The following is a 10816-nucleotide window of genomic DNA, read 5'->3' on the forward strand; positions in this document are numbered from 1 at the left end:
GTTTGTTCCACTCTTGTTCGCGTGTGCGAAAAGGATTGAACGGGACATGGCGCAAGCGGCATCGCAATTCGATTATGGCAGCAATGAGTCCGGATCCGGGCCGGGTTTTGGTGCCCGCGCGGGCCTTGCCATCTCGATATTTGCCGATCGGGGCTATCTGCGGGCGGAAATGGCCGAGGATGCAGCAGCGGCCGGATTGCGCGTGGCGCAAATGACGGATCTGGCGCGGTTGCTCGAACCGGGTGATCCGCCGGCTTTGCCCGATCTCGTGCTCGTCGATTGCCCGGTGATCGATGGCGCGGAACTGGCGGCGCTGTCACGGCTGGACCAGCGGGCCTCGAAATCAGGATCGCATCTCGTCGTATCGACGTCGATGGGCTCTCTGGACGATGTGTTCGGATGCCTCGATCAGGCGGACGCGCAGATTCTCGTTACGCCCACCCGCGCAGATCGGGTCATTGCGCTGGGCCGTGTGCTTGCCCGGAGCGGCAATCGTGTGCGTGAATTGTCGGAAGAAGACCGGCTGAGCCTGTTGCGCCTGACCGAGCAGGTCAGCCAGATCGCGCACAAGCTGGAGCAGATATCGTCGCACGGCGCTGCGGAGGCCTCGGGACCGTTTCGGTTCGACAGCGCGTCAGGGTATGCCGGGAAACTCGATCCAAAACTCGATCCGCAATTCGATGGGGGCAGCGATCGCCTGGTGCGCGCGTCGCGACCGCCGCTTCCCGATCCGCGACTTGTGCGCAAGATTATCCGCCAGCGCCAGTTGCGCGCGCGCTTTTTCGAAGGCGACCTGTTTGCGGATCCGGCGTGGGACATGCTGCTGGACCTCACTGCGGCACGGGTCGAACATGTGCGGGTGTCGGTGACATCGCTGTGTATTGCCTCGGGGGTACCGCCGACGACCGCGTTGCGCTGGATCGGGCAAATGACCGATGTGGGGTTGTTGCAGCGGGTCGACGATGAGACCGATCGCCGGCGTGCCTTCATCACGCTGACGGACAAGGCCGCCGATGCGATGGCGCGCTACTTCTCTGAGCTGGGTAACAGTGTCGCAAGCATGGTTTGATCAGGGATAACCGCTGGGCCCCTAAACAGACGTTTTGGTGTTGCCGGGCTGTTGCGCGAGCGGTGCGGCGCGCATCAATCCGGCCATTTCGTACCAACCATTATCGGCTGCGCAGACGCCAAGACTGTTCTGCATTGCGCGGTACCGCATCAGTACCTTTTCGCCCAGCTCGGTCACGCGGGCACCACCGCTGGCCCGGCCCGGATTGGTTTCGACAAGCCGATCGGCCCAGCAGCGATTCATGATGTCGACAAGTTGCCAGGCACGGCGATAGCTCATGCCCATGTCGCGCGCGGCGCCGGAGATCGACCCTGTTGCCTTTATCCGGTCGAGCAGATCTGCCTTGCCAGGCCCGATCGCGATAACGTCGTCGCACAATACTTGAAGCTTGAGCTTGATTTTCGGCATTGCCGCACACTCCTTGACCTGGCCAAGACGATCCTTGCCCGGTCTGTCACAGTGATCAAGCGGCACAATGTCCTGAGCACCTTTTCTGGCGGCGATTTTTGGATCTTCAGTTAAATTACGACGTGTTCAGGTGTGAACGGTCTGGGACTAACTATTACGGACAGACGACGCCGCAATGATCTTGTCAGCGAGTAACCGCCCGGAAATCCAGGCAGATTCGACTCGTGGGCCCACCAGCCAATCGCCGCACGCGCCGAGCGCCAGGGTTTCATTCCACAAGCAACCCAAATCGGTCCCCGCCGAAAGGGCATAACGCCAGCGGTGGACAGACTGGCCGATGACCGCCGGCAGCCTGATGTCGAGTTCCTGTTCCAAGGCTGCCAAAAGGTGTGGGCCGATGTCGTCCGGCGACTGCTCAAGGCGATCGAGCGACCAACGCGGGCCGGCCTGCACCACCCAGCTTTCCGGACCCGATCGCCCCGGTTTAGCACGGTTGCTCGCCGCCCAAGTGATGATGCCACTGTCGCGGATCAGTCCGGATACGTGCTCAACCCGTTCGGAAAAGACGAACATTCCGGTCCAGCAAGGCTGTGATCGTGCGTAAAGTGCAGCACGGCCAAGATTGAAGTCGTGCAGCGTGATGATCGTCGCAGTTTGTTCTGCCGGCAGGGCGAGAACGACACTATCGAACATGTCCTCGCCGGTATCCGGTCCGGCCAATTGCCAATGCTGGCCATTTCTGACGAGACCTTTGACTAGCGATGAAAAATGGACCGTGTGACGCAAGCACAAATGCTGCAAGACTGCCTTCATGGTCGGAATGCCGATATACGCGTCGGTGCGGGCGGCGGGCCACGGTGATACCAGACCCGAGCGTTCCCAATGATTGACCTGCTCGATGAAAAGCGGGTCGCGCGCCGTAAAATACTGCGCGCCAAAGTCGAATTCGGCGGTGCCCTGTGCAGTTTCGATGCGTCGGCTGGCCATGCGGCCGCCCGGGCCACGCCCCTTGTCGAACAAGGTTGTCCTTATACCCGCCCCGGACAATGTCTCCGCGCACGACAACCCTGACACACCCGCTCCCACGATCGCAACGTGGCGCACGCTAACCGGGGCTCACTATGTCAGACGGAAAGAGTTGCATTGCCAACGGTCCTTTTGCGCAGCCCAGCGCTAACAGTTGAGCGCGCCAGCGACTTAAGTAAGGCGAACGCATTCCAACGTGATACGAGAACGGATTGGGCCTTTGAAAATGTTGTGTTAGAGATCGACTGTGGACTTCGATCGAGCAACATGGTCCTAAGGGCAATTGTGGTCTCGTTCAAATTTGCATTAGGAAAAGGTATGGCAATTGGCAGTCTGATCGATAACAGCATCGTCGCTGCCGTGCTTAGCAATCCGCGCCTGCCGGACAATCCGATCGTTGCCTGTAATCAGGCGTTTGTCGCGCTGACAGGGTACACTGACGACGAAATCATCGGTCGCAATTGCCGATTTCTGCGCGGAACAGGCACGGAGGCAGAGCTTACCAGGCAATTGCGAACAGGGATCGCGACACGCGTCCCGGTAATGGTCGAAATTCTCAATTACAAGAAAGACGGTACCCCGTTCCGCAATGCCGTGATGATTGCGCCGATCTTCGATGAAGATGGCGATCTCGAGTATTTTCTGGGGTCGCAAGTCGAGCTAACCGAAGAGGCGCATGAGGGGCAACAAAACCGGGCCTCGATCGCAAAGGAAAAAATCGATGCGCTACCCCGGCGGCAGCGAGAAATCCTGGAATGCATCGCTGCGGGCAAGCTCAACAAGCAGATTGCCTGGGACCTGCAACTGAGCGAACGCACGGTAAAATTGCACCGCGCCGCCGTGCTGAAAGCGCTGGGCGTACGCACCAGTGCCGATGCTATTCGCATGGCGATCGAAGCCGGGCTTTAGCCCTTGGCGAGGATTGCGTCTGTCGATATAGCAATCGCTGTGTGCGGGCGTGGCGGAACAGGTAGACGCAGCGGACTTGGGTTGTAATTGCTTGGGTGCGCACAGGGAAACCTGTGCTGCAGAACTGCTCAAATTCGGGGAACCCTTTAATCTGGCGATCCCGAGCCAAGCTTCCGGCAGGTGCTGTCGGAAGAAGGTGTAGAGACTAGACGGGCAGCACCTAAACCCTTGTCAAAGAGGGCACGGTGAAGGGATAGTCCAGACCACGAACATCGATTTCGATCGGTGGCGGCGAAAGCCGAAGTCGGTAAGAAAATCCGTTGGGCTTTGCCCGTGCCGGTTCAATTCCGGCCGCCCGCACCACCCGGCAATCAGCTGGTCATCAAAGCTATCACGGATTGATGTTCGCCGCCCAGGTGTGCGCGTTCAAGGCGTATGTGGCGGCGTCTGTGCAGGCTTGCACATCGCCTGTGGATACCACGACGGCGCCGGTGGGCACGCCTGCAGGAACGCTGGCACTGCCACCCGGGGCGGTGGCAGCGGTGCTGCTGCCGCCACTTGCAATGGTCTGGGGCTGCACGCGGTGAGAAGCGATATAGCGATCAGCAGCAGACCGGGTATTCGCCAGTTGGGCTTGATAGGCACTGTCGGCCTCCAATGATTTGGCTGCATACGCCGCCTGCTGATGTTGCAGCGCGGTTTGCGCGATTTGGGTGGCGGCCAATTGCGTCTGTTCGAATGCGGCGGCCTGAGAGCGAACCAAAGCAGCATTGGCCACCGCCCGCGCGTCGAAATGCCACGCGATCAGCGAGACTGTGGCCAGCGCACCATAGGGCCCCGCCTTGACCGCAAGCGAAATTGGCCCAGGCACAAGTGCGCCTAGTAAGCCGCTCACACGCAATACCCAGCGACGGCAGCCAAAACGACCACGGGTATCCAATATGGCCATGCTCGTGCCGCATCGCCCTTCCCGCCGAACCCGGCCCGGATGGCTGTTCGCAACGCGATGATCCTGGTTTTCAGGCCATCGAATACGGCTTCAAAATCAAGCATGCCTTCCCTTTCTTTGAAAAAAAGCGCGCGGCGGTGTCCCGCTCCGGCCTGTAGCGCAGGACGCCTAGACAACGTCCCAGCCGCCACCGTTCGAGACCAGGCGCAGCGTTGCATATTGCGCCGACAACATCGCCGTGGTTGTCCCGTCGATCGTGTCGGATCCGGCGCGCGCAATCGTCACGGCATTGGCGCTGCTGTCGATCTTCTTGCCCGTCCATGCCTGGCCCCGGCACGAACTCGCGGCCGGCAAAGTCAAGGTAAAGGCCGCCGTCGCGGCATTCAGCCGATAATACCCGCACGCCAAGACCTGCGGCGTTGAAAGCGTGGTTGCCGCGGTAATATCCATCCACGGCCTGGCGGTGTTCTGCATCGGCAGATACGGCAACGCAACGTCCGCCGCACCCTGGTCCACCACCGCAAATTCGGCGAGACCGACTGTAACCGGCGTCACCGCGCCTGCCAGAAACGAGATGTTGAACGACGGATTGAGCTCGATTGCGCCAGCCGGTACATTCATCTCGAAATGAAACTGGCACAGCGCAAAGTCATAGCAACCACCCGGGCTGGACCCGTTCTGAAACGTCAGAAGCTGGGTCCGCAGCGACAGGGTTGATGCCTGCCCGAGCGACGAACTGCTGTCGAGCGGGTCGACAACGTTCAGCGACCCGATCGTGTTACCGCTGTTGTCCTTGCATGCAAACGTCAATCCCCAGGCAGAAATCGGCACGTCGTTGTTCGCTGCCAGATAGGCATTGGTGTTATCGACATTAAACCCGGTGGCCCTGGCCTTGAACGACACGCGAACGCGGCGGCCCTGATAGCGCGAGACGTCGATCGCCCTGCCGCCTTGCGCCGACTGGATCACGATCGAACCAGCGCCGTTAGGCCTGGCCGAAACCGACCACAAATTGCCGTTCACACCGCTGGCGGCCGCGATCGTGGCGGATACGGTCGGCGCAGTGCCGTTGCCGGTATACGCTGTTCCCACCCACCATGGCGCCGCAAACGAATACCCGTTCTGCGAAAATGTGCGATAATTGCGAAACAGCGCGTCGCGCACCGATGTGTTCGCCGGCAGCCCATACAGCGTGATCGGCGTAAACAACAGGTTGGCCGCATCCTGCTGCGGCAAAGTCTGACGGGCCGAGCTTAGCAGGAATGGCGAAATTACCGACCAGATCTTCTGCGCGATCAGCCACGAAACCGGAGCGATCGGGTGCGTGCCATCCGACGAATAATTAGCCAGCCAGTGGCCCGGGTTGGCCGGGTCGTTAGTGAGCGCATACACATCGATCAGCGGGATTGTGTTCGCCGCGGCATAGGCCGCAATTATGGCATTGCCCTGCTGCACGAATGCGAGATCTGCCGTCGTGACAGCGCGCGGCGGCATGTTGCGTAAATAGAAAAACGCACCGATTGCTTTTGCCGCAGCATGAATGGTCGCGATATCGGCGGCAAGCGTCGTGAACGGATCGGCATCGCCGTTGGTATCGCCAAAAATGACGAAATTGTTTGTCCCCACGCCGAGCCCGACGATATCCGGCATGTGCCGCTGCATATCGCGAATACAGCGCGCGGCCACAACCGGTGAAGGTTGCCCGCCCACCCCGCCATTGCGGATCGGCAGCAACACACCGTTCGATGCCATGGCCAGTTGTGCCGTGCTGTCCGCAACGCCAAACACGTTGTTGCGCGCATCGCCCAGCAACTGGATTTCGGAATCACCGATTTCCATGCAGCGATAGATCGGGCCATTGCCTTGCGGCATCAGCGCGCTTGCCGTCTTGCTGCCCGCCGACAGCGCCAGGCCCTGCGCGATAAAATCGCTCATGTCACTGGCCCCCCGAAATGAAGCACGTACCCCCGGTAAACGCGGCTTTGACCCACGCACGACCGGAGAGCACGTAGACCCCCACCGCGGTAACATTCGGCGTGGTGGTGATCCCCGCCACATTGTTCAGCACCAGCGTCTGCCCGATATAATCCGGACCATTGTCAGGGGAAATCGCCACACTTCCGGCCGATGGCGCCACCGTGCAGGTTATCGTGATGGTGCCATAGGCACGCATGTCGATCGCGCTGCCCGACCACGGCTGCGGCACAAGATACGCCGGCGCAACCGGCAAACCATTCGACGCCGATACGGGCGCTGCGCCTACGGACAGCGTCGCGTCCACTCGCTCCGCCCAACTGCCATCGCCCTTGTCGACCAGGCGCTTGGGATAATTGCTCAGCCCGGAAAGCAGCGGAATCAGTTCATCGGCCATTGTCAGGCTCCTCGCGAGTTTGTTTGGGTTCGGTGCCATTGGTTCCCCACACGAGGAATCCGACCGACGCGACGATCAGAGGGATGTACGTCTGCAGCATGAAAAACAGGCTGGTCCATATTTCCACATTGACCAGATCGAGCGCTGTCGTGATCACTGCCATCACAGGAAGCACCAAGATCAATACAACAGCGATCGCCATGCCAATCAGGCGCCCGATCGCCACTGTCTGATTATCAGGTCCGGTAATCGCCTCTTTCAGCCAACCCATGACAAGGCGACCCCTTCAATGCGGTCGACGCGCGCCAACCATCCCTTTCCAAACACAGGGAATTCCGTGCGCTGCCGATAAAAATCACGACGTGCGGCGGAAAATCGGTCGATCAGCTTGGCCAATCCGATCCTGCTTGCATAAGTGTCGATCGCACGCGCCGTAGTCTGGCCGCATTGTCCATCGACAGGCGCGCCGACAATGCCCTGCAGCACCCTGATCGCGGCGGCCGGTCCCGCATTCACCGCAAAGTCGAACACCGCCAGGGCCAGCGCGACGGGCAGGGCGTCTCCGCCCACCTTGTCCCAATACCATGCCCTGTACAACGGGCCGACTTTGCCCGGCGTCAGCCCACGCATCACCGTTTCGCTCGCGGGCTTCCCGGACCATGACATCCACGTTCGCGCGGTCACGCCCAGATTGGTCGCACCGCCGGGGTCACGCGCATCATCAACATACCCGCCTTCCTCGTGCACCACGACCACCAGGGCGTCGATAAAATCATGCCCGCTCATCTGCGCGCTGCCTCGCGCTGCTCTTTTGCCCACTCGGCCAAGCTGGCCATGCTCGCATCGATCCGCGCCAGATCGACCGCAAGCTGCTGCATCTGCTGGCCGCGTGCGCTCTGGATCGATTCAATCGTCACCACCCGGCGTTCGATATCGTTGACCCGCTGAAGCTCGAACCCGATCAGATAGATGCCCTGCGCAATGGCGATCAGGACGCTCACCACTGCAATCAGAAGCCCGGCAAATGCAAACCACTCGCCGCGTGTCCACGGCGTGACCGGCTCGGGCTGGGACGCGTCACTGGAAACGGGGCGCATCATCAAACCACCCGCCCGCAGAAAAAAACGCCAAGAGGATTGGCCGTCGGACTGCTGGAAATGACACTGAAGACAAATGGAACGCTGGACGTGATATCAAATCCGGCGGTTTGCAGTGCAAGGCCGGCCAGGCCATCATTGACCGGCGCGGTTCCGGTGGTCGTCAGCGTTGCATAGGCGAAAACCTGGTTGCCGAAAGTCGCAACCATCCGGCAACTCATGACCCACGTCTTGATCGCACCATAGGCGGGCAACGATGCCAGCGAACCCAGCGTCACCGTCACCGTGCCACCCGGTAGCGCCTGTGACAGCACGATCTGCAACGTTGCCCCAGCGCTCAGGTTCGCGGCAAATCCACCCAGCAGTTCGACTTCCCAAGAGGGAGCGACCAGATAATTGCTGCTGTTGGAAAAGCGCAGCATGGCATGAACATCTGTCGAAAACGTCCCGAGCGTCTGTATGCCCGATCCCGCCGCATATCCCGAAACAGTGATCGGCGCGGTTTCACCTTTCAACGCCACACGATAATTGGTGGGCGAATTGCTATAGGATCCGAAATTGCGGCCATCCATCGTGCACCACTCGGGCAGGACATTACCACCCTCGAGCGTGGTGTTGGGACCGATGCGCTGTGCCGATGCCCCAATCGCAGTAAACACGGCGGGCCAGGACGGCCCGATGCGGCCCTGGATCTCATAGGCGTATGAACTGGCCTGGTTGAACAGGCCGACATTGTTGCCGCCCCCGTCAAACGACCATTTGCCACCGATGATACTCCCGGCATTCCCGAAACACACACAGTTGCTGTACGCGCCGACATCGGCGTGCGTATTCTGATGCGTGCCCGGGCCGCCAAAGATCGCGCCGATATTGTTGTACCAGCCCCGAAACTCGCTATCGAAAATGATATCATCGACATAAACGGCACAGGGCGCGAGGTAATACGAAGACATCGTCTCTGATGCGACGGTCTGGCTTTGCGAAACCGTCCACACATTCGCCGAAACCTTGGCCAGCACGACCGTACCAGTCACAACGCCCGTGCCAATCAGGACATTGCCGACCGCCAGCGCCCCCTTGGTGGTGCCCGCTACCGTCAGCGTCGATGTCATCATGTCGCCATTGGCCGCAATCGAGCCAGTCACCATAACTGTCGGACTCGCCGGCAGATTGTTGGCCGCCTGGTCTTCGATACGGTTCCCGGTCACCGATACGCGCGACAGGCGCGATCCTGCGGCCAGCGACGGCGGCGTACTGCGAACGCGCAGAACACCAAGGTTGTGTCCAGTAGTCGCAAAACCAAACCCTGCCTGGACGTTCAGGTATCCGCCCGTGATCGTGGTCTGGTTCATCCCATCGACAAACAGCCCAGGACCGGTGGCACAGGTGAACGACGAATTGTTTGAAACCAGCAGCGTGCCATCGGCAAATTGCTGCGTGATCGCCCAGAATTTGCTCGTGATGCCGGCCGGGCAGACCACCCCCCAGTACGCACCGTTAAGCGCATTCGGCGACTGCGAATTGACCCAGCTATTGTCGAAATAAAACTGGTCGGCACAATACCCGATCACCGCACCTTGTGAAATTGGCCCGAAATCGTTAACCTGGGTGTTACGCATCGTGTACAGATTCATGCCATCACTGACAGTCTCGGCGTAAAGCATCACGCATGAATGCTGGCTCGTCGTGCTTGTCTCGATCCACAGATCGGAAACCAATCCGCCAAACATATTGGTGTTGTCGATCGCCGGATAATTCTCGCTTAAATCCACGACCAGACGGCTGAGCGCCTTGTTGACCCCGGTGATCCCGAAATGGTTCGATACGAACGGATTGGCCTTGCCCGCGTTCAACGACTTCGTGAACCGATAATACCTTGCACCGATTGTCAGCGGCTGGCCGTTGGCAATGCAATACGTCAAGGCCGCCTGGATCGCTGCGGTGTCATCGGGCATCGCGCTGTAATTCGCGATGACCACGGGCGCGCTGCCGATCGCGCCGAACATGGAGAGGGTGACATGCTCGACGGCCAGCTGCCACCACGCACCGTCTACGCTCTGAAAACTTGCGCCGTCAAAAAACGGCCCTGTTGCACGCACATACCTGGCGGCGCCGCCATCGCCCGGCACGGCATAGCCGCTGGTGGTGATAGTGGTCACGATGGCGGGCACATTGCTGGCCATCATCTGCGCCCGCGTCGGCAGCGAGGCGCTGACCTGCCCGCCCAGCAGCGCAGTTACAAACCCCGCCACCGACGTCCACAGGGTGCCGCCCGCGCCATCGTACGCTGCAACGCCGGATGCGCCGTCCGAACCTGCGATCCGCGAGGCGAGCCTGGCCGAAAGCGACTGGACTTTGGCAAGGGCGCCGCTGGCCCGCGTAAATGCTGCGCCGGATCCGGCCATGAAAGGGTCTCCCTTACTGTGCGATGCGAACCGCGACGGTGCCGGCGGTCAGGGTCAAGGACAGGAAATAGGTTGCGGCAGCATCGGTCTCGACGGTCAGAATTTCATTGACGATCGCGCCCGATACCGCAGCGAAAACAAAGGCGCCGATCGGCACGCCACCGGCAGTCAAGCCGATCCTGGTCGCACCCGCATCGGTCGAGCGCAGCAATTGCGCCGTGCCGGTCGTCGTCGTCGTGGCGTTGATCGTCAGCCAGATCTCGCGAGAAAGTTGTGGTGTAAACGGCCCGAGCATGTGCGCCACGGTATCGGACACGGTTACCCGGATCGGTGTGGACGTTGCCGCGGCATATGGCGCCGACAGCGCAGATAGCGACGCATTGCCCAGCGTCTGATTGGCCGCCGTGGCGGCCCCACCCAGCGACCCGAGATTCACGGTACCAACCGCATTTCCGCTCGCCGCAAGCGTCGCAACGGTCATCTCCGCAAACGTGCCGTCGCCCATGTCCACAAGGCGTTTCTTGACAACGCTTCCGCCAATTCCGGGCAAAAGGTCGGGAGTAATCATATCAGCCATGCGTC

The 10816-nt window shown here is 60.4% G+C and carries 13 protein-coding genes; 2 read left to right on the top strand and 11 right to left on the bottom strand.

Annotated features, from left to right (window positions below):
* Positions 1 to 46: 46 nt before the first annotated feature.
* Positions 47 to 1069 carry a winged helix DNA-binding protein gene (locus ACOOE2_RS05530; RefSeq protein WP_420382020.1) on the top strand — a complete coding sequence of 341 codons (1023 nt, stop codon included), beginning with the start codon at positions 47 to 49 and terminating at the stop codon, positions 1067 to 1069.
* 21 nt (positions 1070 to 1090) lie between these two features.
* Here ACOOE2_RS05530 and ACOOE2_RS05535 read toward each other — a convergent pair whose 3' ends face one another.
* Both ACOOE2_RS05535 and ACOOE2_RS05540 read right to left on the bottom strand, forming a co-directional pair.
* Complete coding sequence (locus ACOOE2_RS05535) at positions 1091 to 1543, bottom strand: winged helix-turn-helix domain-containing protein (RefSeq protein ID WP_420382021.1); 453 nt, start codon at positions 1541 to 1543, stop codon at positions 1091 to 1093.
* Between the two features lie 81 nt (positions 1544 to 1624).
* A complete protein-coding gene (locus ACOOE2_RS05540; protein ID WP_420382022.1) occupies positions 1625 to 2581 on the bottom strand; it encodes an NAD(P)/FAD-dependent oxidoreductase in 957 nt (318 codons plus the stop codon).
* 240 nt (positions 2582 to 2821) lie between these two features.
* Between ACOOE2_RS05540 and ACOOE2_RS05545 the strand changes: the two genes are divergently transcribed.
* The gene (locus ACOOE2_RS05545) at positions 2822 to 3412 is read left to right on the top strand and encodes a PAS domain-containing protein (protein ID WP_420384566.1); all 591 of its coding nucleotides are present in this window, start codon (positions 2822 to 2824) and stop codon (positions 3410 to 3412) included.
* 391 nt (positions 3413 to 3803) lie between these two features.
* On the opposite strand, the gene ACOOE2_RS05550 is transcribed toward ACOOE2_RS05545, so the two are convergent.
* The 9 genes from ACOOE2_RS05550 to ACOOE2_RS05590 form a co-directional block, all read right to left on the bottom strand.
* Positions 3804 to 4283 (bottom strand): hypothetical protein, encoded by a 480-nt coding sequence (locus ACOOE2_RS05550; protein ID WP_420382023.1) that lies wholly within the window; start codon positions 4281 to 4283, stop codon positions 3804 to 3806.
* A 20-nt stretch (positions 4284 to 4303) separates the two neighbouring features.
* The gene (locus tag ACOOE2_RS05555) at positions 4304 to 4465 is read right to left on the bottom strand and encodes a hypothetical protein (RefSeq protein WP_420382024.1); all 162 of its coding nucleotides are present in this window, start codon (positions 4463 to 4465) and stop codon (positions 4304 to 4306) included.
* A gap of 64 nt (positions 4466 to 4529) precedes the next feature.
* Positions 4530 to 6296, bottom strand: coding sequence for an SGNH/GDSL hydrolase family protein (locus tag ACOOE2_RS05560; protein ID WP_420382025.1), 1767 nt, complete (start codon positions 6294 to 6296; stop codon positions 4530 to 4532).
* A gap of 1 nt (position 6297) precedes the next feature.
* Positions 6298 to 6732, bottom strand: coding sequence for a hypothetical protein (locus ACOOE2_RS05565; protein WP_420382026.1), 435 nt, complete (start codon positions 6730 to 6732; stop codon positions 6298 to 6300).
* Entirely contained in the window at positions 6722 to 7003 is a 282-nt protein-coding gene (locus ACOOE2_RS05570) for a hypothetical protein (RefSeq protein ID WP_420382027.1), read from the bottom strand. The genes ACOOE2_RS05565 and ACOOE2_RS05570 overlap by 11 nt, the downstream gene beginning before the upstream one ends.
* A complete protein-coding gene (locus tag ACOOE2_RS05575) occupies positions 6991 to 7518 on the bottom strand; it encodes a glycoside hydrolase family 108 protein (protein ID WP_420382028.1) in 528 nt (175 codons plus the stop codon). Before ACOOE2_RS05575 ends, ACOOE2_RS05570 begins: the two co-directional genes overlap by 13 nt.
* Positions 7515 to 7832 carry a hypothetical protein gene (locus ACOOE2_RS05580; RefSeq protein ID WP_420382029.1) on the bottom strand — a complete coding sequence of 106 codons (318 nt, stop codon included), beginning with the start codon at positions 7830 to 7832 and terminating at the stop codon, positions 7515 to 7517. The genes ACOOE2_RS05575 and ACOOE2_RS05580 overlap by 4 nt, the downstream gene beginning before the upstream one ends.
* On the bottom strand, positions 7832 to 10234 hold the full coding sequence (locus tag ACOOE2_RS05585; RefSeq protein ID WP_420382030.1) for a hypothetical protein: 2403 nt from the start codon (positions 10232 to 10234) through the stop codon (positions 7832 to 7834). The genes ACOOE2_RS05580 and ACOOE2_RS05585 overlap by 1 nt, the downstream gene beginning before the upstream one ends.
* A 13-nt stretch (positions 10235 to 10247) precedes the next feature.
* The gene (locus tag ACOOE2_RS05590) at positions 10248 to 10811 is read right to left on the bottom strand and encodes a hypothetical protein (protein WP_420382031.1); all 564 of its coding nucleotides are present in this window, start codon (positions 10809 to 10811) and stop codon (positions 10248 to 10250) included.
* Positions 10812 to 10816 lie beyond the last annotated feature (5 nt).

This window comes from Novosphingobium sp., assembly GCF_965214355.1.
Lineage (GTDB): Bacteria > Pseudomonadota > Alphaproteobacteria > Sphingomonadales > Sphingomonadaceae > Novosphingobium.

Coding starts and splice junctions, on each gene's coding strand:
- ACOOE2_RS05580 (WP_420382029.1), bottom strand. CDS start 7,832: ATGATGCGCCCCGTTTCCAGTGACGCGTCCCAGCCCGAGCCGGTCACG.
- ACOOE2_RS05570 (WP_420382027.1), bottom strand. CDS start 7,003: ATGGGTTGGCTGAAAGAGGCGATTACCGGACCTGATAATCAGACAGTG.
- ACOOE2_RS05545 (WP_420384566.1), top strand. CDS start 2,822: ATGGCAATTGGCAGTCTGATCGATAACAGCATCGTCGCTGCCGTGCTT.
- ACOOE2_RS05590 (WP_420382031.1), bottom strand. CDS start 10,811: ATGGCTGATATGATTACTCCCGACCTTTTGCCCGGAATTGGCGGAAGC.
- ACOOE2_RS05585 (WP_420382030.1), bottom strand. CDS start 10,234: ATGGCCGGATCCGGCGCAGCATTTACGCGGGCCAGCGGCGCCCTTGCC.
- ACOOE2_RS05555 (WP_420382024.1), bottom strand. CDS start 4,465: ATGCTTGATTTTGAAGCCGTATTCGATGGCCTGAAAACCAGGATCATC.
- ACOOE2_RS05530 (WP_420382020.1), top strand. CDS start 47: ATGGCGCAAGCGGCATCGCAATTCGATTATGGCAGCAATGAGTCCGGA.
- ACOOE2_RS05565 (WP_420382026.1), bottom strand. CDS start 6,732: ATGGCCGATGAACTGATTCCGCTGCTTTCCGGGCTGAGCAATTATCCC.
- ACOOE2_RS05560 (WP_420382025.1), bottom strand. CDS start 6,296: ATGAGCGATTTTATCGCGCAGGGCCTGGCGCTGTCGGCGGGCAGCAAG.
- ACOOE2_RS05575 (WP_420382028.1), bottom strand. CDS start 7,518: ATGAGCGGGCATGATTTTATCGACGCCCTGGTGGTCGTGGTGCACGAG.